We start from the raw sequence: 21,451 nt of genomic DNA on the forward strand, positions 1-21,451 counted from the left end.
GACACACGGGGGAGAGGCAGGCGATGCTGCGGGTGCACTTCACGGCCGAGGACCTGGCGCGGGTGCGGGTCGCCTCGGGGCCGGACTTCCTCTGGGAGATCAGCAACAGCGTGCAGACGCTGCAACGGCGGGACGGGGCAAGGGTGTTCGGGGAGTGGCGGCGCTGGGCGAGGCCCCGGCTCTCGGACAGCTGCCGGCTCCTTTCGCCGCTCCTGCCGCCGCACGGCTGCTCTCCCGACTTCCTCACCCCCACCCACGGAGCAGGTGAGACGCTCCACGCGGCGGTCGACACCCTCGTGCGCACTCCCCGGATGCGGCTGCGCACCGACCTGACGCGGGTGGCCGCCTCGCGTCGCCTCCCGGGCTGGACGGAGTCACTGGCGCGCGGTGACGTCGCGGCTCTGCGGCAGTTGGGGCACGCGCTGCACACGTACCACCTGGAGGCGCTCGCGCCCTTCTGGCCGCGCATCCACGCCCAGATCGACGCCGACCGCATCATCCGGCTGCACAGCCTCCTGGACGGCGGGACCGATGGACTGCTCGCGGGTCTGGGGCCTCAACTGCGCTGGCGTCAGCCGGTGTTGGAGGTCGACTATCCCGTGGAGCAGGACCTGCGGCTCGACGGCAGGGGGCTCACCCTGCAGCCCTCCTTCTTCTGCTGGCCCACGCCCGTCACGCTCGCCGACGGCGAACTGCCCCCTGTCCTGGTGTATCCCATCGACCACGCGATGGACTGGACCCACCCCACGCCCCCCGACCGTCCGGCCGACGACGGCGCCCTGGGGCCGCTCATCGGGCACACGCGCGCCGCCGTCCTCAAGGCGGTCCGCACCGGGGCGTCCACGGTCGAACTCGCCCGTCTCCTCGCGGTCACCCACCCGGCGATAAGCCAGCACGTCAAAGTGCTGCGCGCGGCGGGCCTGGTGACCACGGTCCGCAGGGCGGGGCGGTCCCTCCATGTCGCCACGGCGGAAGGGCGTGCGCTGCTGCACAGCAGCGGGTCGTAAGTCTGGGCTTTCATTCATTGCGTCTGGCATGACCATGCAAGGAAGCTGACCGGGCAGTTGCACACGCATCCCCCCACCGCGTTGCGTCCCGACACCCCGCCCTGCGCGCGTTCAACGCGCGTCCACCTGAGAACTTCGGGGCGCGGCACGAGGGACGCATCGACGATCCGATGAAGGAGTGGCGTTGCGCACTACTACTCGTATCCTCACCCGCCGCGCGGCCGTGGCCGCCTCACTCGCCGTCGTCGGCACCCTCTGCGCCGTGCCAGGCGTCGCCCAGGCCGCCGAGGCCCCCACGGCCTCCGCAGCGTCCTCCGGGCACGGCCTGAAGTGGTTCCAGGAGCGCCACGGGCTGCCCCGGACCGGCTCGGTCGACGGCGCGACCGCCAGAGCCCTGCGACAGGCTCCCGATGCCGAACTGCACAAGACCTTCCGGACCGCGGCCGACCTCGGGCCCGAGGAACTCGCCAACGCGCGCACCGTCATCGGTGTCGGCAAGGGCGCGCAGATTCCCGAACAGGGCCTGGTCATCGCGCTGATGACAGCCATGCAGGAGTCGAAGTTCGTCAACTACCTGACGCCGGTCGACCACGACTCCCTGGGGATCTTCCAGCAGCGCCCCAGCACCGGCTGGGGCACTCCCGAGCAGATCACCGACGTCGCGACGTCGTCCAAGTCCTTCTACGGAGTGGCCCCCTTCGGCAGCAACCCGGGACTGATCCAGATCGACGGCTGGCAGACGATGCCCCCGGGCGACGTCTGCCAGGCCGTCCAGGTGTCGGCCTATCCCGACCGCTACGCCCAGTGGGAGCAGTTCGCCCGCGACCTGCTCGCCCAGGAAGGGCCCACGGTCCCGCCGATCCCCTGACCCCAGGCGCCGGTCCTCGCATCTCGCACGCCCCTGCACGCTTCACCCCTCACCCCAGGAGCCCGTATGCGCAAGAGACTTGTCTCCACAGCGATCGCCGTAGCCGCGGTGGGCGCCCTCGTCACCCCGGCCGCCGCCCAGGCGGAACCCGCGCACCCGCAGAGCGTTTCCGTGCTCGGCCACGGCTCGAAGGCCGGGACCGCGGTCGTCAGCGGACAGAACGAACCCGGCACCCGACTGAGCGTCGGCGGTGCGCGGACGAAGAGCGCCCACACGCTCCCGGTCGACTACCAGGTCCAGGAGACCGGCTACTGGTGCGGACCCGCCGCCACCCGCATCGCCCTGTCCGCACGGATCGCCCCGCCGAGCCAGGGCGCGCTGGCCGCGCAACTCGGCACCACCGAGGCGGGCACCGACCACATCAGCCAGGTGACCGGCGTACTCAACGCGAACCTCGGCACGGGCTGGTACGAGACCAAGGAGATGCCGAACGACCCGCCCAGCCAGGCCCAGAAGGACCTGCTGTGGAACGACATCGTCCTGGACATCGACAACAACTACCCACTGGTGACCAACATCGTGGCCCCGCCCGGCAATCAGCCGCCCGGCTACCCGTCGGACCAGACGATCTACCACTACTTCACGGTCATCGGCTACGACGACGCGAACCGCACCGTCCTCATCGCCGACCCCGCCTCCTTCGGCGGCAACCAGATCTACTGGCTCTCCTTCGACCAGCTCGCCACCCTGATCCCGCCGAAGGGCTACGCGGCCTGAGCCGGAGCCCCGGGACGCCAGCGGTGGCCGTGGGTGGCGCCGCACGACCACGTGCGTCACCCACGGCCCGCTCGGTCGCCGTTCCGGGGGCAACGACGACAGCCTCAGCGGCACCGACTCCGCTGAGGCCGAACAGGAGGCAGGGTCCGGGCGATCCCGCCGACCTCAGGGTCATATGGAGCTAACTACCCCTTGCTTCCGCCCGGATCGGGTGCGCGGATGCACCGGGGTCCAAGAATTTCTCAGCGGCCGTCCCGCACGTCCTCCAGGCGGAGGCGCAGACTGCGGATACCGCGCCGCGCATGGCTCTTGACCGTGCCCAGCGGCCAACCGGTGCGCTCGGAGATCTGCGGATGGGTGAGGTCCTCGTAGTACGCCAGACGCAGTACCGTCCGCTGCGGCATCGGGAGTCTCGCCAACTCCACCGTCATCAGCGCCCGGTCGACCGTCGGGTCCATCCCCTCCTGGGCGCGGTGATCCATGGCGGCGTACTGCTCCCCGGCACCCTCGACGAGCGCCGCCCTGCGGGTGCGCGCCGCCAGCGCGTCCGCGATCCTGTGCCGCGTGATGCCGATCAACCAGGCCGCCGGGCTGCCCAGTTCGGGGCGGTAGCCGGACCGGCCGCGCCAGGCGGCGAGGAACACCTGCTGCGTGATGTCCTCCGCCTCACGGCTGTCACCGAGCGCGCGCTGGGCCAGGGCCTGCACAAGAGGCCCCCACCGGCGGTACACCGCCGTGAGGCGCGCTTCGTCTCTGCCGGCAGGGCCCCTGGCCAGATCTGTGGTCCGCTCCCCGACGGGGGCCCGCACCGGCTGTGGCACCAGTGTGCTCATCGACGCTTCGTCAGCTCCTCGTGGTGATCACAATCGCCGTACGACCGAACGAAAAAGGGCAGTCGCGGCGTGGCTGTGGCCGCGATCCGGTCATCCTGGAAACAGTGGCTCGCGGACCGCAACTCGCATCGGTTGTGCGTCGTATCGTGGCCGGATGAGCGAGGGGCAACACCGCGGTCAGGGCAGTGAGTCGGCAGGTACAGGCGTCACGACGGGCGCCCTGGCGCGACGCCTCGGGGTGTCACCGACGACGTTGCGCACATGGGACCGCAGGTACGGCCTGGGACCCGCCCGGCGCGATCCCGGTCACCACCGTCGCTGGTCCGAGCGGGACGTCGCGATGGTGGAGGAGATGGGCCGTCTCACCACCGCGGGGGTGCCGCCGGCCGAGGCCGCCCACCAGGCGCTCAAGCTGCTCGACCCCGGGGGCGCTTCCCGCCCTGCCCCCGAACCGGCCGCCGTCCCGCGGCAGAGGGGGCCCGCACGCGCCGCTCCGGTGCCGTCACCCGACACGTTCGTCCGCCGGCGGCGCGGCCTGTCGCGCGCCGCCGTACGGCTCGACGCCCCCACCATGCAGGACCTGCTGACCGACGCGGTGGAGAGCCACAGTCTGGTCACCGCGTGGCAAGAGGTGATGGTGCCGACGCTGCACGCGGTGGGCCGCAGGTGGGAGGAGGCCGGTGACCGTTATGTGGAGGTCGAGCACCTGCTGTCCTGGCAGGTCTCCCGCACCCTGCACCGCAGCGCCACCGCACCGGTCGCCTCCGTCCCGCCGAGCTCCCCTGCCGCGAGCGCACCCCTCGTCCTGGCCTGCGTGCCGGGTGAACAGCACTCCCTTCCGCTGGAGGCGCTCAGCGCGGCGCTGGGCGAACTCGGCGTCCCGCAGCGGATGTTCGGCGCGGCCGTGCCGGTCGAGGCGGTGTCGGCGGCCGTGCGCAGGACCGGCCCGGCCGTCGTCGTCCTGTGGGCGCAGGCCCGCTCCACCGCGAGCGTCCCGCTGGCCCGGCACATCGCCGACACCCGCTGGGGGGTACGGGGCGCCCGGAACCGTTCCGTGGTCATGCTGGGCGGCCCCGGCTGGGCGGGCCCCGCGGTGCGCGGTGCGCTGCGGCCCACCAGCCTGCGGGAGGCGCTGGCCCAGATCAGCCGGGTGCGCGGGGAGAGCACGCCCGCTTGACGCCTCGGTGGCCGTGCCGGTCAGCCGTCGGCAACGGCGCGCGCAGAGCACTGCGTTCGTCATGCCACGCGGCCAGGAACCGTGCCCCGAGGCGGTCCTCGAGGAAGCTCGTGGCCTCGATGCCGAAGACCACGTCGGACTCGAGGCCGGGTTCGCTCGCCAGGAGGCCGCCGATCACCTCTCGGCGCACCACCTGCTCGTGCACGGCGTCGGCCTCCACATGCTCGTCGTAGAACCGCTCGGCCGCCGGTCCGGCCCCGCTCCTGCGCATGGCCTTGGCCAATCGCCGCGAGCCTGGGGACGAGGTCACCTCGACGGCGGCGAAGTGCCCCACCAGCGCACCGCGCAGCGCCCGGTGCAGGCCGAGCAGGGACATCAGATTGACCGTCGCGAGCACCTCGCCAGGGGCGGCGTCGAGGTAGTACCCGTACGCGGTCTCCAGCGCGAGGTCCTCCATGAGGTCGGCGAACAGCCGGGCATGGATGTCCTCGGCGCGCCCGGCACCGAACTCGTCGAACTCGACGGCCACCATGCCCGCCTTGGCACGGCCGTGCAGCCGGGGGATGACCCAGGCGTGCGGGTCGGCCTCCTTGAGGTGGTACAGCGAGCGCGCCGCCGCGTACTCACGCAGCTGCCACAGTTCGCCGTCGCGCTGGAGATGGTGGCTGACACTGGTGCGGCTGTCGCCGATGGGCTCCACCAGCAGGTCGGCCAGGGCGCGTTCGGCGCTGTCCGTGGAACGGCAGTTGGCGCGCAGGGCGCCGAGAAAGCGCCCTTCGAGCGCGCGGCGCAGGCCGAGCAGCTCCGGGTCCCATTCGAGGTCCTCGCGGACGCGGTCGAAGCCCTGGTAGTGCAGTTCGTAGAGCGTGTAGAGCGCGAGCTGGAGGTCGTCTCCGTAAGGGTCGGCGTCGTGGGTGTCGAGGGGCAGCGGCCCCGAACTCCCCCCGCCGCGCAGGGTGGTGACCACGAGGCGGGACAGCACGCCGCGGGGCTCGGGCAGGGCGGGACTCGTGCGGCGCGACTCACGGGGAGCGTCGTCGGGGGAGGGCCTCTGGTTCTGGGTGGACATCGGGTGCTTCCCCCTAGGTGTTCTCGCCGCTCTCGTCCTGGTTCTCGGTGTCGGTCTCCGGCCCGGCGTCGGCCGGGGGCTCGTCCTCGGGCTTGCCGCGTCGGCGGTGACTGGTGTCGCACCACGGGTAGGTCCGGCTGCGGCGACAGGTGCAGATCGCGGCGTTGAAGCGCCGGGAAGCGATGATCCGCCCGTCGTCCCCGACCACTTCGACGGGCCCCTCGACGAGCAGGGGACCTTCGGGGGCGATCGTGACGCGGCGGGGGCGCTGGTCCCGTGCGTTCGGCGCGGGATCAGGTGCGTTCGGCACGGATGACCACCAGCTCTTCCATGTTGTCGTCGCTCTCGTCGCTCTCGTCGCTCTCGTCGCTTTCGTCGCCCAGCAGCCCCTGCCGGCGCAGGAATGTCCTGCGCGAGCGCAGGACGGGGCCGAACGGTACGAGGGCGCGGTCGGCGACCGTGGTCTCCAGACCGGCCTTCGAGAGACGGCGCAGCGTGGCTTCGGTGTCGCACAGCGCGGAGTGGACCATGAGCAGCACGCCTCCGGGGCGCAGCGCTCGGGGGGCCGCGTCGCAGATGCGGTCGACCACCGCGCGGCCGTCCCGTCCCGCGTCCCAGGAGCGCGCCGCGCCGCGCCGCGGCAGCCGGGCGGAGGGGGAGGGCACATACGGGGGGTTGCTCGCCACGAAGTCGTAGGACCTGCCGGGGACAGCGGCCGTGAGGTCGCCCCGCAGGACGGTGATGCGCTGCCGCTTCAGCCTCGCGTTGAAGCGGGCGGTCAGGACGGCACGCCAGGCGATGTCCACGGCCGTCACCCTGGCTCCGAGCCGCGCGGCGTGGACGGCCAGCGCGCCGCTGCCGGTACCGAGGTCGAGTACATCCGTGCCCGGACCGATGGCCTCGCGGCACAGTGCGCGCGCCAGGAGGCCCGTGTCGTCCTGCGGTGCGTAGACCCCGGGCAAGGTCATCAGGTGGCCCGAGGCCGCCGGTGCGGCAGTATCGGCGGCCATCACGCACCTCCGGTCGTTGTGGGCCCCACGGGGCGGAACCCGTTCCCCCCGATGCCCACTCACCACACTCCGCCGTTCCGGTACCCGCCACCACTTGGGTGATGACGCAGAGCGACGCGTCGGTCCGGCTGGGTGCACCTCTGGCCTCATGGATTCCTTCGGTCCTCGGGGCTCGCTCCCGCGACTGGCGTCGTCCCATGTGCCCGGCGAACCGTGACGTACGCGTGCTGCGCATGGAGGGCCACTTCGGGCGGACGCCACCCTGGACGGGTACGAGGGCGACCGGCGGGATGCGCCGCGGAGATGAGGCCGGAAGTCTCTGTTTGGCCCCTTTCGGGCCGGGCACCCGGTGCGTTGGAGGTTGATCATCCCCTCCCGTATGTGAATCCCTGCTTTTCAGGGAAAGCCAATTGAGGAGTTCTCGATGAGCAACGAAATCTGGAGCTACGGCCCCACTGCCGGGCACGGCCCGGACAACGACCTGACGGGCTACAAGGTCGAGGCCGCGGACGGGCACATCGGCAAGGTCGACAAGCACTCGAGCGAGGTCGCCAACCAGTACATCGTCGTCGACACCGGAGTGTGGATCTTCGGCAAGGAGGTGCTGCTGCCCGCAAGCACCGTCACCGCCATCGACCACGAAGAGCGGAAGATCCTGGTCTCGCGCACCAAGGAGCAGATCAAGAACGCGCCCGAGTTCGACAAGGAGAAGCACCTGGGCGACCCCGCCTACCGCGATCAGCTCGGCGGCTACTACAGCGGTCCGGGCCACTGATCCCCGCGCAGGCCTGACCAGGCCGGTGCGCTGAATGCTGCACTGAATCCGATGGCGTCCGAGGCACGAGGTGCCTCGGACGCCATCCGGCATTCCGGCACGGCTCCGCCCTTTCGGGGAATTGGCTTTCCTCGATCGGCATCTGTCAGGCCTTGCGGCCGCTACCCCGCCGAGGAGACGCGGGCGGCGATGGCCCGCGCGCACTCCAGGGACTCGGTGTGCGTCGTGTCCACCTCCATGTCGTAGAGCACGCCGCGGTGGACCAGTTCGGCCTGGGAAGCGGCCATTCCGGCGACCCGGTCGCCCCGTGCCGTCTCCCGGCCCGCGGCCACCGCGCCGTCACAGCGGACACCGACCCACAGCACTTCCAGATCACCGAGGGACTTCCGCCACCGCTCCTGAGACGCCGGGCCGCCGAGGAAGACCTCGTCGACGATGACCCGGGCTCCGGCGCGGGCCATGGCCGCGATCCCCTCGATCCACGCCGCCTCCAGCGTCCGGAACTCCGGGCCGACGCTCACCGAGCCGTCCTCGGCGAAGTCGATTCCCTCCGACGCGCTCTGCATCGAAGCGGGCATCGCGTCGACCAGGGTGTCGCATCCGAAGGCCAGCCACGGATCCGGCAGCACCGCCTGCAGGCAGCGCGCGATGCCGGACTTCCCCGAGCTTGAACCACCATTGAGAACGATCACTTGAGTCGTCACCGCGCCACAGTAGGAGCATCAGCGCACCACGGGAAACGGATATCGGCGGGTCAGCCCGTTCCGTCGTACGGGCTGATGCGGCGGTACGCGGCGCGCGCGTGCAGGACGCGGCCCGCCGTCGTGCCGATGAGGGCCGCGGCCAGCAGGCAGGCCATCCACTCGGGATCCCGGTGCCCGGCCCAGGAGATCTCCCCTATGGGATGGGCGGCGAAGAAGTTCAGGAGCATCCAGCACAACAGGGCCGTCCCGGGTGCCGCGACATATCGGCCCCGCACTCCGAGCAGCGCGGCGAGAACCGAGAGGGCCGCGAGCGCGAGCCCCGTGCGGTCGAGCGCGCCGAGCAGATCGAGCACCGTCACCAGTGCGAAGGCGCCCGCGTACGCGCCCGTCCAGATGAAGGGCGTGGCCACTGGTTCGGGAACGACCCGCACGCCTTTGGCGATGTATCGCCACTCCACCACCGTCGATTCCTCCCCACCGCCGGTCCGCCGGGGCGCCGCTGCCCCGGGGACGTCCGTGACCGGCGCCTCCCGCAACGAGACCGACGCGCCGGAGATCGGGCACGGGGCGTGGTCCCGGGCAGATTGTCGCACCACATCAGGCGCACGCGGTCCGGCCAGGCGCAGCCGCCCCCACGTGCCCCTTCGTGCGCGGACCGTGCGGATGGCTTCCCGGGCGCTTCCCGGGTGGCGTACACGGACCCGGAGACGGGCGAGCGCGTCCGCATCGACTGCGACGCGATCGCGGGCTGCGACGGCGCGCGCGGCGTGACGCGCGCCTACCTGGGTGCGGAGCGGGCCACCGTCGCCCGGCACGACTACGGCATCGGCTGGCTCGCTCTCCTCGCCGAGGCGCCGCCGTCATCGGACTGCGTCGTCTTCGGCCTCCATCCGCGCGGCTTCGCCGCCCACATGGCCCGAAGCCCCGAGGTCACCCGCTACTACCTCGAGTGCCCGCCCGGCGACGACCCCGAGAACTGGCCGCACGAGCGTGTCTGGTCCGAGCTGCACGCCCGCCTCTCGGTGGCGGGGGCGCCGCCGCTCACCGAGGGGCGACTGATCGAAAAGCGCGTCCTCGACATGCACAACTACGTCCTGGAGCCCATGTCCCACGGGCGGCTGTACCTCGCGGGCGACGCCGCCCACCTCGCCGCCCCGATCGCCGCGAAGGGCATGAACCTGGCGCTGCACGACGCGCTGCTGCTCGGCGACGCACTCGTCGCCCACTGCGCACAAGGCGACGACGCCGAGCTGAACGGCTACTCGGAGGCCTGTCTGCCGCGGGTGTGGCAGTACCAGGAGTTCTCCCAGTGGCTCTCGGAACTGCTGCACGGGACGTCGTCCGGTGACCCGTTCAAGGCGGGCACCGCGGCCGCCCGGCTGCGCAGGATCCTCCGCTCGCCGGCCGCCGCGGCCGCGTTCGCCGAGCTCTACATCGGGAAGGGCGCCGGCAACTGAGGCTCTGCGTCGCGGGGGAGGTGTTCGCGCAGCGTGGCGGCGAACTCCTCGGCCCGCGCCAACTGCGTACGCAGGTCACGCACCCGCTGCTGTGTGGCCTGCTCGAAGCCGCGCATCCGCTCCACGAGCTCCTCGCGCTGCTCGGCCGACAACTCGTCGCCGGAGTCCAGGCGGTCGGTGGTGGCGAGCAGATCGCGCATCTCGTCCAGCGTGAAGCCGAGCGGCTTCATCCGGCGGATGACCATCAGACGGGCGACGTCGGCCTCGGTATAGAGGCGGAAACCGCCCTGGGAGCGGGCGGACGGGATGACCAGGCCGGTGTCCTCGTAATGACGGATGGTGCGCAGCGACAGCTCGGTCCGTGCGGCGACCTCACCGATCTGCATGTGCTCGCTGCCCACGCGGCTGCCTTCCTTGTCGTTCGTTGCTTGCCCGTTGCTCGTCGCGGCCCTGGCGGACCGCCTTCGATCTCTACCGTAACGTTAGGGTAGGGTCTGCGGGTGCCGGGATCGGCTCGCGTGCCGCCCCCGCTCCATGGTGCGGGACACACCTTCCGCGACCTCAGCCGTGTCGCAGCCGCCGATCGCAGCGCTTCCGGCCCCTTTCCGCACGCCCAGGGTGATGCCAGGCGCTGCCCGAGCACGACAGGTACCTCTTTTGTCCACGTCCGCACCGTCCCCGGCCGCCCGGCTGCGTGGCCTGCGCCCCGACTGGCTGTCCGACCCGAAGGTCTGGCGCACCGAGGTGCTCGCTGGTCTGGTGGTCGCGCTCGCGCTCATCCCCGAGGCGATCTCGTTCTCCATCATCGCCGGGGTCGACCCCGCGATCGGTCTGTTCGCGTCCTTCACGATGGCCGTGACCATCTCCGTCGTCGGCGGCCGCCGCGCGATGATCTCGGCGGCGACCGGCGCCGTGGCCCTGGTCATCGCGCCGCTCAACCGCGAGCACGGCTTCGGGTATCTCGTCGCGGCCGTGATCCTGGCCGGTGTCTTCCAGATCGCGCTCGGCGCGCTCGGCGTGGCCAAGCTGATGCGGTTCGTGCCCCGCAGCGTGATGGTCGGCTTCGTGAACTCCCTCGCCATCCTGATCTTCATGGCGCAGGTCCCCGAGATGCACGACGTGCCCTGGCCCGTCTACCCGCTGATCGCGGCCGGTCTCGGCCTCATGGTGTTCTTCCCGAAGGTCACCAAGGTGATCCCGGCCCCTCTCGTCTCCATCGTCGTCCTCACCGCGATCACCGTGGCCGCCGGGATCGCGGTGCCGACCGTCGGCGACAAGGGCGAACTGCCGTCCTCCCTGCCGGTGCCCGGCCTGCCCGATGTGCCCTTCACCATGGACACGTTGACGACCGTCGCGCCCTACGCGCTCGCCATGGCGCTGGTCGGCCTGATGGAGTCCCTGATGACCGCCAAGCTCGTCGACGACATCACCGACACCCGCTCCTCCAAGACCCGCGAGTCCATCGGCCAGGGCATCGCCAACATCGTCACCGGCTTCTTCGGCGGCATGGGCGGCTGCGCCATGATCGGCCAGACGATGATCAACGTGAAGGTGTCAGGGGCCCGCACCCGCCTGTCCACCTTCCTCGCGGGCGCCTTCCTGATGGTCCTGTGCATCGTCTTCGGACCCGTCGTCTCCGACATCCCGATGGCCGCCCTGGTCGCCGTGATGGTGATGGTCTGCTTCGCGACCTTCGACTGGCACTCCATCGCGCCGAAGACGCTCCGGCGGCTGCCCGCCGGCGAGATCACGGTCATGGTCGTCACCGTGGCGTGCGTGGTCGCCACGCACAACCTCGCCGTCGGCGTGGTCGCGGGATCCGTCACGGCGATGGTCATCTTCGCCAAGCGCGTCGCCCACGTCGCCGAGGTCACGGCCGTCACCGACCATGCCGACGGCAGCGTGACCTACTCCGTCACCGGCGAGCTGTTCTTCGCCTCCGCCAACGACCTCGTCGGACGGTTCGACTACGCGGGCGACCCCGACAAGGTCGTCGTCGACCTGACCGCCGCCCACATCTGGGACGCCTCCTCCGTCGCCGCCCTGGACGCGATCGAGACCAAGTACGCCCAGCGCGGCAAGACGGTGGAGATCATCGGCCTGAACAAGCCGAGCGCCCAGATCCACGAGAAGCTCAGCGGCGAACTCACCGGCGGCCACTGACCGTCCCTGAGGCTGTGTCAGCGGGCGGCCGATGCGGCCTCGAGTTCGCGGACGATCGGGAGCACCTTCTTGCCGAAGTACTCGACCTCTTCGAGGTAGTGCAGGAAGCCAAGGAGGAAGAGGTCCACGCCCAGGCGCTTGTAGGCGACGATGCGCTCCGCGATCTGCTCCGGGGTGCCGATCAGACCCGTACGGAACCCGTCGTTGTACTGGACGAGGTCCTCGAAGCCGGAGTCCTGCCACATGCCCTTGCCGTCGGCGGCGGACCGGCCTGCCTGCCTGACGGCGGCGCCGAAGCCCTCCACCGCATCTGAATCGGCCTTGGCGACGATCTCGCGGAGCGTCTCGCGGGCCTCGGCCTCGGTGTCGCGGGCGATGAGGAAGCCGTTGAGGCCGAACCGGGGCGCCGCGCGTCCCGCGGCGGTGGCCGAAGAACGTACGTCCTGGATCTGCTCGGTGACGCCGTCGAAGTCCTTGCCGTTGGAGAAGTACCAGTCGGAGACGCGGCCCGCCATGGAGCGGGCGGCGGTGGAGTTGCCGCCCTGGAAGATCTCCGGGTGCGGGCGCTCGGGGGTGTTGAGGGGCTTGGGCTTGAGAGAGAAGTCGCGGATCCGGTAGAAGTCACCGGCCAGCTCGGCGTGGTCCTCGGTCCAGACCGCGCGCAGCGCCCGGATGAACTCCTCCGAGCGGCGGTAGCGCTCGTCGTGCTCCAGCCAGGGCTCACCGAGTGCGGTGAACTCGTCCTTGAACCAGCCGCTGACCACGTTGACGGCGAAGCGCCCGCCCGACAGCTGGTCCGCGGTCGCGCCGAGCTTGGCGAGCACCCCCGGGTGCCACAGGCCCGGATGGACGGCGGCGATCACCTTGAGGCGCTCGGTGGCGAGCAGCAGGGCGAGGCTGAAACTCGTCGACTCGTGCTGGAACTCGGCGCCGTAGCTCGCCATGTAGCGCACCTGGCTGAGGGCGTACTCGAAGCCGTTGTTCTCGGCGAGTACGGCCAGTTCGCGGTTGTAGTCGTAGCCCCAGTCGGTGCGCTGCTCGATCTTGCTGGTGACGAGGCCACCGCTGACGTTGGGCACCCAGTACGCGAAGCGCGCGGGCTCGGGGGAGGCAAGGGGGAAGGGCATGGGGAGCTCCTGGGGGGCGCGGGGCAGGACGAGACGGCAGGGCAGGACGAGACGGCAGGACGAGACGGCAGAGAGGGCCGAAGCGGCGTACGTCAGGGCGCGTGGATCACGCAGCGTTGATCACGCGGCGCTGCTGAAGGGAAGGGCCGAGCGGAGGCCGGAGGTCAGCGGCGACAGAAGGCGCCGGCGAGACGTCCGAGGTCGATGTGGCGGCGCTGGGTGAGCCTGCGCATATCGATCAACTCCTCGCTGGACAAGGCCGGATCCCGCACAGCGGACGGTGCGGAGACCTCGGGCTGCTCACACGGTAGCGAGCGATGCCGCGCGGGGTCGATTCGGCATTGTCGAGGGGCTGATAGGGCACCCCTTTCACCCGGCGCCGGGACCGATGACATTTGTACCGGGGGATCGGCGACATCCGGATCTGCACTCCGCATCGCCCCGCGGGAACGATGGGTGTTGTGAAGACTCAAAGGGATCAGAAGGTGCCGGAGAGCGGCACGTACGAGATCGACGAGAAGGCTTCGACGGTGCGGTTCCGGACGCGCACGGTGTTCGGCCTCTTCCCGGTGCGGGGCACCTTCGGCATCGGCCGGGGGCAGATCACCGTGGCCGATCCCGTCGAGAAGTCCTCGGCGGAGGTGACGATCCGGGCGGACAGCTTCGACTCGGGTCTGGGGCGCCGTGACCGGCACGTCGCGTCCGCCGACTATCTCGACGCGGCCACGTATCCGCAGATCGCGTTCCGCGGCCTGCGGGTGGCGCAATCCGAGACGGGAACGGCAGTGCTGCAAGGGGAGTTGACGGTGCGAGGCATCACGCAATCCGTCGCCGTCACCATCGGCGCGGTCGTGCCGGACGGCGAGCGGCTGACCGCCGAGGGCACGGCCACCGTCGACAGGTACGCGTTCGGCGTGACCACGGCGAAGGGCGTGACCGGCCGGCGCCTGGAGATCCACCTCGCCGTCGTGGCGGTCGCCGTCGGCTGACGGTCAACGCAGGGGCAGGACGGGGAAGATGTGGTCCTGCCAGATCCTGCGGGAGGATTCCTCCGGGTACGTGGTCACAGCAGGCCGGGTGTCGAAGAGCTGCACGAGGCGTTGCCCGCTGTCGTACGCGGGCCAGCCGGGATCGCCGTTCGCCGCGAACGACGTCCAGGCGGCGCGCATGCGGGCGGACAGCGCCTCTGCCTCCGCGGGCGGACCCTCACCGATCAGGGCGGCAGGCCGGCCGCGGTCCAGGTTGCCGAAGACCAGGGGCACATCGAGGCCGTGGCAGGCGCCGAGGACGCCGTCCATGCCCGGGGCGGGCCAGGTCAGTTCGTAGACGTGGGCGCGACCACCGGCGGCGGTCTGGGCCTGGGCGAGGTGGAGGCTCGGCATACGGAACAGGAAGTCGGACTGGACCAGTTCGTGCAACTCGTCCGGGCCCGCGGCCGGGAAGCCGTCGCGGTAGCGGCGCGCGCCGTCCTGACCGGGGCTAAAGACGCGCAGCGCGGTCTCCGCCTGCTCCTGCGTCACCTGGCCGAGCAGACCGTCGAGGGCGGTGAGCAGCCGCTGTTCGTCGCGGGTGTGGCCGACGAGGAGCTCGATGCCGCGGCCTGCGCCGTCGGCGAGGGCCTGCCAAGGAGTGACCGGCAGCGCACCGCCCTCGACGACGACCGGTGAGAACACGATCGACCTGTGCGCCGGCAGCCCCCAACACTCCGCCCACTGGCCCATCTTGGCGCCCACCGCGTCACCGGCGGCCGACAGCAGGACCGGGTCCACCGCGGACAGGTCGGCCACCGTAGGCCTCAGCCCCAGCTCGGCGGCGCAGGCGGACGCGATGTCGGCGGCGAGCTCCGGCGAGAAGAACGTGCCCTGCGCACTCTGCGCGACGGCCCGGCCGAAGAGCCCGGCGGCACACGGCATCGCGAGGAGCGCGGCGACCGACCCGGCGCCCGCCGACTGGCCGAAGACCGTGACGCGGGCCGGGTCGCCGCCGAAGGCCCGGATGTTGTCACGCACCCACTCCAGAGCGGCGACCTGGTCGAGCAGCCCCCGGTTGGCGGGCGCCCCCTCGATCTGCCCGAACCCCTCAAGTCCCACCCGGTAGTTGAACGTCACCACGACGACTCCGCCTTCGCGCGCGAGGCGGCAGCCGTCGTACTCGGGAAGACCGGACATGCCGATCGTGTAGGCGCCGCCCTGGATCCACACCATCACCGGCAGCCTCGCGTCCCGGTCCGCGCTCGAGCCCGGGTCCGCGCTCGAGCTCGGGTCCGGCGCGGGTGACCAGACATTCACCGTCAGCCAGTCGTCGCCCGCCACTTCCTGCGCCAGCGCGGCCATCCCGAAGTGGTCGCCCTGCGGGGGCGGCGGCCCGTACGACCTCGCCGCACGAACGCCGTCCCATCCCCGCACAGGCCGCGGCGCGGCGAAACGCAGAGGGCCGACCGGTGGGTCGGCGAAGGGGATGCCACGGAAGACCGCCACCCCCGCCTCCCGCGTGCCGCGCAGCGCTCCGGCCACCGCGCGGACCTCGGGGTCGGGCCCGGACGGCTCCGACGCGACATCGGTCATCACAACTCCCTCTGTGGCCGGGCGGGAACGCGATCGCAGGCTTCCCGCAGACACGGAAGCGGATGCGGCTCCGGACACTGGGGAGCATCCCGCCGCGTCCGGACGCCGCGCCAGCGATTTAGGGACGGGCGGGGCGTCCGTGCATCCGCGTGACGCGCGTGATGGACTCGGGGCATGGCTGTGAAGACGCCTCGGTTCGGGCCCGCATGAACCCGCTCTCCGAGCTGGACGCGCGTATCGCGGGGTGCGGCGCCTGCCCGCGCCTCGTCGCGTGGCGGGAGGAGGTGGGGCGGGTCAAACGGGCCGCCTACCAGGACTGGACGTACTGGGCCCGGCCCGTGCCCGGATTCGGTCCCGCGGACGCCTCGATGCTCGTCATCGGGCTCGCGCCCGCGGCGCACGGAGGGAACAGGACGGGCCGGATGTTCACGGGGGACCGTTCCGGAGACGTCCTGTACAAGGCGATGTACGAGCTGGGTCTAGCCTCGAGCCCGCTGGCGGTGTCCCTGGACGACGGCCTGACGTTGCGCGGGGTGCGCGTGACGTCGCCGGTGCACTGCGCCCCGCCCGACAACAAGCCGACCCCGGGTGAGCGGGACACGTGCAGGCCCTGGCTCGTGCGGGAGCTGGAGTTGCTGGGGCCGCGTCTGCGCTCGGCGGTGATCCTGGGGGCGTTCGGGTGGCAGGCGGCGCTGCCGGCGTTCGCGGCGGCGGGGTGGCGCGTGCCGAAGCCACGGCCGCGGTTCGCGCACGGCACGCGGGTGACGCTGGAGCGCGAGAGCATGCCAGCACCCGGAGACTCCTCAACATCCGCCGCCCCCGGGGAATCCGGCGGACCGGGCCCGGTCACCCTGTACGGCTGTTTCCACGTCAGCCAGCGCAACACGTTCACGGGCCGGCTGACTCCGGACATGCTCAAGGACGTCCTGCGGGAGGCCGCGGGCGATGCGGACATCCCGCCGTACGCGCCGGAGAGCGGGTGGCGGTGAGCGGAGATGCACCGCCCGGCATGACGGGAACGACCGAAGCCCCCGCACGCGAACGGGCGGGGGCTTCGGCGGAGCCGGTCAGGTGTCGCGGCGCTTGAGGGGCTCCTGGGCGCGGTCGCGGGCGTCGCCCATGGCCTTCTTGGCCTCGCCCTTCGCCTGGTCCATCTTGCCCTCGGCCTGTTTGCCGCGGTCACCCGTGACCTTGCCGGTCATCTCCTTGGCCTTGCCCTTCATCTTGTCCATGCCGCCCTTGTCAGCCATGACCACTCCTTTGTCGGTACAGCGCCCACCGGTCTTCACACACGGTGTGGGCCTCTGCGTTCAACGTAAGCGGGACATGGAGACCCTGCTCGTCCAGCCGTCACGCACCGTCACGGCGCACGGCGTGGGGGGAGTCAGTCCAGGCAGAACTCGTTGCCCTCGGGATCGGTCATCACGATGTAGCCGCTGCTCAGCGGGGGAGCGGGCTCGTCGCGGCGTACCCGCTCGGCCCCCAGGGCGACCAGGCGGGCGCACTCGGCCTCCAGCGCGGCCATCCGCTCCTCTCCTTCGAGCCCGGGAGCCGCGCGGACGTCGAGGTGCACGCGGTTCTTGGCGACCTTGTCCTCCGGCACCTGCTGGAAGAAGACGCGCGGTCCGTGCCCGGACGGGTCCTCGATGGCCGATTTCGAGTTGCGCTGGTCCTCCGGTACTCCGATCCGCGCGAGGAAGTCGTCCCATGCCGCCAGTGCGTCGGCGCCCTCGGGCAGGTCGACACCGGGCGGGCCGGGGATGACGTAGCCGAGTACGTCGCTCCAGAAGGACGACAGTGCCCGCGGGTCGTGGGCGTCGAAGGTGATCTGGATGTCGCGGCTCATCGGACTGCTCCGTTCGTAGCGGGATGCGTGTGCGGGTAGAGGTCGCGCAGCAGACACACCTCGGACAGGTGGTGGATCACGACGTCGAGCCGGGTCTCGGGCTGTTCGAGCGCGGTGGCCGCGCTGTCGGCATGATCCCAGCTCCCGTACGACGCCGCCGCGCCGAAGTGTGCCGCGTTGCGTGCGGTGAGCACGCGGTCTGCGTTCATGGAGCCACCGTGACACCCATGGCGGACAGGATCGGTCCGCCATCTCTGGCAGGGTGGGCGCCATGGACGGGGTGCGCGACGAGGAGCTGGGGACGACGGAGCGGGTGCTCACCCTGCTCGGGCTGCTGCAGCGGCGCCGGGTCTGGACCGGCCCCGGGCTCGCCGAGCGGCTCGGGGTCACGCCTCGCACAGTGCGGCGCGACGTCGAGCGGCTGCGCACGCTCGGCTATCCGGTGCACGCGGGCCAGGGCGTCGGCGGCGGCTACCGGCTCGGCCCGGGGCAGGAGCTGCCGCCGCTGCTCCTCGACGACCAGGAGGCGATCGCCACCGCGGTCTCGCTGCTCGCCGGTGCGGGAGGCGCGGTCGCCGGTGCGGGCGACGCCGCACTCCAGGCGCTGGCCAAGCTCGACCAGGTGCTGCCCGCCCGGCTTCGGCACGAGGTGCGCGCGCTCTCCGGCTCGGTGGAGTTCTTCGGCCAGGGCCGCACGCCGGTCGACCCCGAGGTGCTCATGAAGCTGGCCAGGGCCTGCCGCGACGAGGTCGAGGCCGGCTTCGACTATCCCTCCGGGGGCGAGGTGCAAAGCCGGCGTGTCGAGCCCTACCGCCTGGTCGCCTCCGACCGGCGCTGGTACCTCCTCGCCTACGACCTCGATCGCGACGACTGGCGCACCTTCCGCGTCGACCGGATGACCGACGCGTCCGCGCGGACCTGGCGCTTTCGCCCGCGCGAGGCGCCCGACGCCGCGACGTACGTGCAGGAGGGCGTGGCGAGCCGGGTCTACTCCCACCAGGCGCGCTTCCTCGTGCACGCGCCGGCCGAGACGGTACGCGCACAGATCCCGGCGTCGGCGGCCGTCGTACGACCGCGGGGGAGCGGGCGCTGCGAGGTGCTCAGCGGGGCCGAACGCCTCGACGCCGTGCTGATGCACGTGCTCCTGCTGGGGCACGCCTTCGAGGTGCTCGACCCTCCGGAGCTGGGGGAGCGCTGCCGCGAACTGGCGGAGAGATTGCTGGCCGCCGGAGCGCCGCCTGCCCCGGTGCCGGACAAGCAAGAGCCTTGACCGGGAGAGCGAATCTCGGCTCTTCGTCTCTCGCGGGCGGCCACACATCGGACGACTGGTCGATCCTGGCGGGGTGTTAGCGGCGTACGAGCATGCGGTGAAGCCGGGTGGTTTGCATTCATCGGAGTATTGACCCGGGATTTGATGCCCCGTTAGCGTCCCCGGCAAGCCCGCCCACGACAAGGAGCGAGACCTCATGAGCCCGGCCGCCGCCCCCGACACGACCTGGTTCACCACCGACCGGTTCGGTATGTTCGTCCACTGGGGCCTGTACTCCCTGGCCGCCCGGCACGAGTGGGTCAAGACCCGGGAGAAGCAGTCCGACGAGCAGTACCAGGTCTACTTCGACCACTTCGACCCCGACCGCTACGACCCGGTCCAGTGGGCGAGGACGGCGAAGGCGGCCGGCATGCGGTACGTCGTCCTGACCACCAAGCACCACGACGGTTTCTGCCTGTGGGACAGCGACCTCACCGACTACAAGGTCACCAACACCCCGTACGGCCGCGACCTCGTCGAGCCGTTCGTCGAGGCGTGCCGCGCCGAGGGGCTCAAGGTCGGCTTCTACTACTCGCTGATCGACTGGCACCACCCGTCCTTCCCCGTGGACGGCACCCACCCGCAGCGCGACGACGAGGAGTTCAAGGCCGTCACCGCCGACCGCGACATCCGCGACTACCGGCGCTACCTGCACGGCCAGGTCCGCGAGCTGCTCACGGACTTCGGACGCGTCGACTACCTCTTCTTCGACTTCTCGTACGCGGGCGGCCACTGGTGGGGCGGCAAAGGCCCCGACGACTGGGACTCACCGAAGCTCCTCGACATGATCCGCGAACTCCAGCCGCACGTCCTCGTCAACGACAGGACCGGCCTTCCCGGCGACTTCGTCACCCCCGAGCAGTACCAGCCCGCGGGGCCGATGACCAAGGACGGGCGGCCCGTGGTCTGGGAGGCGTGTCAGACGCTCAACGGCAGCTGGGGCTACGACCGCGACAACCTCGACCACAAGAGCGCCGACCTGCTGATCCGCATGCTCGTCGACGGCGTGTCCAAGGGCGGCAACCTGCTGCTCAACGTCGGCCCGACCGGCCGCGGCGACCTCGACCCGCGCGCCGTCGCCGTGCTCGGCGACCTCGGCCGGTGGACGGACCTGCACGAACGGTCGGTCCGCGGCTGCGGCCCGTCCCCGTACACCGCTCCCGCCGACTGCCGCTACACCCAGCGCGGCGACCGGCTCTACGTCCACCTGTTCGCCTGGCCGCTGCGCCATCTGCATCTGCCGGGACTCGCAGGCCGGGTGCGCTACGCCCAACTCCTCGGCGACGCCTCCGAGATCACCCGCATCGAGATCGCCCCCGGCGAATCCTCACTCAGCACCGAGCTGGGCGGGCAGCCCGCAGGCACCCTCACCCTTCAACTCCCGGTCCAGCGGCCCGACACACCCGTGCCCGTCATCGAGCTGTACCTGGACACCCCGGCCACCGGCTGAAGCCGTACCCGGATCCTGACCGCCGTTGCATGGCTCACAGGAGTCGTCGGTGAACGCGACTCTCGTCTCACCCGTATCTAGGGCCGAACATGTCTCCGGCTTCGGCCGGTGGTCGAATTCGGTATCCGCACAGGAGGCGACGAGTTGAGGCACAAGCGAATACCCAAGCGAAAGGCCGTTCTGGCCGGGGCGGCGGTGATGGGCATGGTCGCGACGGCCGTCCTGCTGCAGCAGGCCAACGCCTCGCAGTCCGGGACGGAGAGCGCCTCAGAGTCCGCTGCCAAGAGGCTCAGCGCGGCATCGGCGACGAAGCTCGTCCAGCCGCTGGCATCGCAGCTCGGCGATGCCTACGGCGGGGCGTACTACGACGAGAACAAGCAGCAGCTCGTCGTGAACGTCGTGGGCGACAACAACGCGGTGAACGTCCAGGTGAAGAGAGCCGGAGCGGTGGCGCGGAGCGTCGACAACAGCACGGGTGAACTGGGCGCGGCCACCAAGACGTTGGCCAACCGGGCCACGATGGCGGGCACCGCGTGGGCCACAGATCCCAGGACCAACCAGATCGTGGTCACGGCCGACCGCACGGTCACCGGCGAACGCTGGGACAAGCTGGAGTCGACCGTCGATTCGCTCGGCTCAGGAATGGCCCGCATCCAGAAGTCCACGGGCGAGTTCAAGACCTTCGCCGAGGGCGGTGACGCCATCTTCGGCGGCGGCGCGCGCTGCTCGCTCGGCTTCAACGTGACGACCCAGGACGGCAGCCCGGGCTTCCTCACCGCGGGACACTGCGGGGTGGCCGCCGAGAGCTGGTCGGATGCCCAGGACGGCGCGGCCATCGGTACGGTCCAGGCCGCGACGTTCCCGGGGGACGGCGACTTCGCGCTTGTCACGTACGACGACCCGGCCACCGAGGCCCCGAGCACGGTCAACACCGGCGACGGCCAGACCGTCGAGATCGCGCAGGTCGCCGAGGCGGCGGTCGGGCTCGAAGTGTCCCGCATGGGCAGCACCACAGGCCTCCAGGACGGCGTGGTCACCGGCCTCAACGCCACGGTGAACTATCCGGAAGGCACGGTCAGCGGCCTCATCCAGACCGATGTCTGTGCCGAACCGGGAGACAGCGGGGGCTCGTTGTTCACCGCTGACGGGAGCGCGATCGGCCTCACGTCGGGCGGCAGCGGCGACTGCACGGCGGGCGGCGAGACGTTCTTCCAGCCCGTGACCACCGCGCTGGAAGCGGTCGGCGCCGAGATCGGAGCCGGCGGCAACTGAGGTCCGCGCGGATCCAGAGAGTCCTTGGCCGGCCGACGGCGGT

General features: G+C 71.2%; 24 protein-coding genes and 1 pseudogene. 12 read left to right on the top strand and 13 right to left on the bottom strand.

The window, feature by feature from the left end; genetic code table 11:
• The first annotated feature begins 23 nt into the window (after positions 1–23).
• From ABZ833_RS06760 to ABZ833_RS06770, 3 genes are all read left to right on the top strand, one after another.
• The gene (locus ABZ833_RS06760; RefSeq protein WP_361043130.1) at positions 24–1,007 is read left to right on the top strand and encodes a winged helix-turn-helix domain-containing protein; all 984 of its coding nucleotides are present in this window, start codon (positions 24–26) and stop codon (positions 1,005–1,007) included.
• A 184-nt stretch (positions 1,008–1,191) separates the two neighbouring features.
• On the top strand, positions 1,192–1,875 hold the full coding sequence (locus ABZ833_RS06765; protein ID WP_361042056.1) for a peptidoglycan-binding protein: 684 nt from the start codon (positions 1,192–1,194) through the stop codon (positions 1,873–1,875).
• Positions 1,876–1,941: 66 nt separating this feature from the next.
• Positions 1,942–2,652, top strand: a complete 711-nt coding sequence (locus ABZ833_RS06770) for a C39 family peptidase (RefSeq protein ID WP_361042059.1) — start codon at positions 1,942–1,944, stop codon at positions 2,650–2,652.
• 242 nt (positions 2,653–2,894) lie between these two features.
• Here ABZ833_RS06770 and ABZ833_RS06775 read toward each other — a convergent pair whose 3' ends face one another.
• On the bottom strand, positions 2,895–3,485 hold the full coding sequence (locus ABZ833_RS06775) for a sigma-70 family RNA polymerase sigma factor (protein ID WP_361042062.1): 591 nt from the start codon (positions 3,483–3,485) through the stop codon (positions 2,895–2,897).
• A gap of 154 nt (positions 3,486–3,639) precedes the next feature.
• On the opposite strand from ABZ833_RS06775, the gene ABZ833_RS06780 reads away from it, so the two are divergent.
• Positions 3,640–4,662, top strand: a complete 1,023-nt coding sequence (locus ABZ833_RS06780) for a MerR family transcriptional regulator (RefSeq protein ID WP_361042064.1) — start codon at positions 3,640–3,642, stop codon at positions 4,660–4,662.
• Here ABZ833_RS06780 and ABZ833_RS06785 read toward each other — a convergent pair.
• From ABZ833_RS06785 to ABZ833_RS06795, 3 genes are read right to left on the bottom strand one after another with little or no spacing between them, the layout of a single operon-like run.
• Positions 4,628–5,731, bottom strand: a complete 1,104-nt coding sequence (locus tag ABZ833_RS06785; protein WP_361042067.1) for an iron-containing redox enzyme family protein — start codon at positions 5,729–5,731, stop codon at positions 4,628–4,630. The genes ABZ833_RS06780 and ABZ833_RS06785 overlap by 35 nt on opposite strands.
• 13 nt (positions 5,732–5,744) lie before the next feature.
• On the bottom strand, positions 5,745–6,041 hold the full coding sequence (locus tag ABZ833_RS06790) for a CDGSH iron-sulfur domain-containing protein (RefSeq protein WP_361042069.1): 297 nt from the start codon (positions 6,039–6,041) through the stop codon (positions 5,745–5,747).
• Entirely contained in the window at positions 6,025–6,741 is a 717-nt protein-coding gene (locus ABZ833_RS06795) for a HemK2/MTQ2 family protein methyltransferase (RefSeq protein WP_361042071.1), read from the bottom strand. Before ABZ833_RS06795 ends, ABZ833_RS06790 begins: the two co-directional genes overlap by 17 nt.
• Positions 6,742–7,165: 424 nt before the next feature.
• Between ABZ833_RS06795 and ABZ833_RS06800 the strand changes: the two genes are divergently transcribed.
• Positions 7,166–7,516, top strand: a complete 351-nt coding sequence (locus ABZ833_RS06800; protein WP_249591960.1) for a PRC-barrel domain-containing protein — start codon at positions 7,166–7,168, stop codon at positions 7,514–7,516.
• 161 nt (positions 7,517–7,677) lie between these two features.
• Here ABZ833_RS06800 and cpt read toward each other — a convergent pair whose 3' ends face one another.
• Together cpt and ABZ833_RS06810 are read right to left on the bottom strand one after the other, a co-directional pair.
• Positions 7,678–8,220 (bottom strand): chloramphenicol phosphotransferase CPT, encoded by a 543-nt coding sequence (cpt, locus tag ABZ833_RS06805; protein ID WP_361042073.1) that lies wholly within the window; start codon positions 8,218–8,220, stop codon positions 7,678–7,680.
• 50 nt (positions 8,221–8,270) lie between these two features.
• Positions 8,271–8,681 carry a hypothetical protein gene (locus ABZ833_RS06810; RefSeq protein ID WP_249591962.1) on the bottom strand — a complete coding sequence of 137 codons (411 nt, stop codon included), beginning with the start codon at positions 8,679–8,681 and terminating at the stop codon, positions 8,271–8,273.
• 225 nt (positions 8,682–8,906) lie between these two features.
• Here ABZ833_RS06810 and ABZ833_RS06815 point away from each other — a divergent pair.
• A pseudogene (locus ABZ833_RS06815) lies at positions 8,907–9,677 on the top strand (FAD-dependent monooxygenase); the annotation flags it as partial.
• Here ABZ833_RS06815 and ABZ833_RS06820 read toward each other — a convergent pair.
• On the bottom strand, positions 9,650–10,078 hold the full coding sequence (locus tag ABZ833_RS06820) for a MerR family transcriptional regulator (protein ID WP_361042075.1): 429 nt from the start codon (positions 10,076–10,078) through the stop codon (positions 9,650–9,652). The pseudogene ABZ833_RS06815 and the gene ABZ833_RS06820 overlap by 28 nt on opposite strands.
• A 256-nt stretch (positions 10,079–10,334) precedes the next feature.
• On the opposite strand from ABZ833_RS06820, the gene ABZ833_RS06825 reads away from it, so the two are divergent.
• On the top strand, positions 10,335–11,840 hold the full coding sequence (locus ABZ833_RS06825; RefSeq protein ID WP_361042077.1) for a SulP family inorganic anion transporter: 1,506 nt from the start codon (positions 10,335–10,337) through the stop codon (positions 11,838–11,840).
• A 17-nt stretch (positions 11,841–11,857) separates the two neighbouring features.
• Here the strand turns inward: ABZ833_RS06825 and sfnG are convergent, their stop codons facing one another.
• Together sfnG and ABZ833_RS06835 are read right to left on the bottom strand one after the other, a co-directional pair.
• Positions 11,858–12,967: a dimethylsulfone monooxygenase SfnG gene (gene sfnG, locus ABZ833_RS06830; protein ID WP_361042080.1), complete on the bottom strand. Its 1,110-nt coding sequence runs from the start codon at positions 12,965–12,967 to the stop codon at positions 11,858–11,860.
• Between the two features lie 164 nt (positions 12,968–13,131).
• Positions 13,132–13,404: a putative leader peptide gene (locus tag ABZ833_RS06835; RefSeq protein ID WP_361042083.1), complete on the bottom strand. Its 273-nt coding sequence runs from the start codon at positions 13,402–13,404 to the stop codon at positions 13,132–13,134.
• Positions 13,405–13,428: 24 nt separating this feature from the next.
• Here ABZ833_RS06835 and ABZ833_RS06840 point away from each other — a divergent pair, with 24 nt between their 5' ends.
• Complete coding sequence (locus ABZ833_RS06840) at positions 13,429–13,956, top strand: YceI family protein (RefSeq protein ID WP_361042086.1); 528 nt, start codon at positions 13,429–13,431, stop codon at positions 13,954–13,956.
• A gap of 3 nt (positions 13,957–13,959) precedes the next feature.
• Here ABZ833_RS06840 and ABZ833_RS06845 read toward each other — a convergent pair whose 3' ends face one another.
• Positions 13,960–15,531 carry a carboxylesterase family protein gene (locus tag ABZ833_RS06845; protein WP_361042089.1) on the bottom strand — a complete coding sequence of 524 codons (1,572 nt, stop codon included), beginning with the start codon at positions 15,529–15,531 and terminating at the stop codon, positions 13,960–13,962.
• A 206-nt stretch (positions 15,532–15,737) separates the two neighbouring features.
• Here ABZ833_RS06845 and ABZ833_RS06850 point away from each other — a divergent pair, with 206 nt between their 5' ends.
• The gene (locus ABZ833_RS06850) at positions 15,738–16,520 is read left to right on the top strand and encodes a uracil-DNA glycosylase (protein ID WP_361042091.1); all 783 of its coding nucleotides are present in this window, start codon (positions 15,738–15,740) and stop codon (positions 16,518–16,520) included.
• A 78-nt stretch (positions 16,521–16,598) separates the two neighbouring features.
• Here the strand turns inward: ABZ833_RS06850 and ABZ833_RS06855 are convergent, their stop codons facing one another.
• From ABZ833_RS06855 to ABZ833_RS06865, 3 genes are all read right to left on the bottom strand, one after another.
• Complete coding sequence (locus ABZ833_RS06855) at positions 16,599–16,781, bottom strand: CsbD family protein (protein WP_361042094.1); 183 nt, start codon at positions 16,779–16,781, stop codon at positions 16,599–16,601.
• A gap of 134 nt (positions 16,782–16,915) precedes the next feature.
• A complete protein-coding gene (locus ABZ833_RS06860) occupies positions 16,916–17,377 on the bottom strand; it encodes a VOC family protein (RefSeq protein WP_361042097.1) in 462 nt (153 codons plus the stop codon).
• Positions 17,374–17,586: a hypothetical protein gene (locus ABZ833_RS06865; RefSeq protein WP_361042100.1), complete on the bottom strand. Its 213-nt coding sequence runs from the start codon at positions 17,584–17,586 to the stop codon at positions 17,374–17,376. Before ABZ833_RS06865 ends, ABZ833_RS06860 begins: the two co-directional genes overlap by 4 nt.
• 62 nt (positions 17,587–17,648) lie before the next feature.
• Here ABZ833_RS06865 and ABZ833_RS06870 point away from each other — a divergent pair, with 62 nt between their 5' ends.
• The 3 genes from ABZ833_RS06870 to ABZ833_RS06880 all read left to right on the top strand — a co-directional run bounded on the left by ABZ833_RS06870 (position 17,649) and on the right by ABZ833_RS06880 (position 21,408).
• A complete protein-coding gene (locus tag ABZ833_RS06870) occupies positions 17,649–18,647 on the top strand; it encodes a YafY family protein (protein ID WP_361042103.1) in 999 nt (332 codons plus the stop codon).
• A 196-nt stretch (positions 18,648–18,843) separates the two neighbouring features.
• On the top strand, positions 18,844–20,136 hold the full coding sequence (locus tag ABZ833_RS06875) for an alpha-L-fucosidase (protein ID WP_361042105.1): 1,293 nt from the start codon (positions 18,844–18,846) through the stop codon (positions 20,134–20,136).
• A 144-nt stretch (positions 20,137–20,280) separates the two neighbouring features.
• The gene (locus ABZ833_RS06880) at positions 20,281–21,408 is read left to right on the top strand and encodes a S1 family peptidase (protein WP_361042108.1); all 1,128 of its coding nucleotides are present in this window, start codon (positions 20,281–20,283) and stop codon (positions 21,406–21,408) included.
• Positions 21,409–21,451: the final 43 nt, after the last annotated feature.

It is taken from the genome of Streptomyces sp. NPDC047525 (assembly GCF_040643025.1).
Classification (GTDB): Bacteria; Actinomycetota; Actinomycetes; order Streptomycetales; family Streptomycetaceae; genus Streptomyces; species Streptomyces durmitorensis.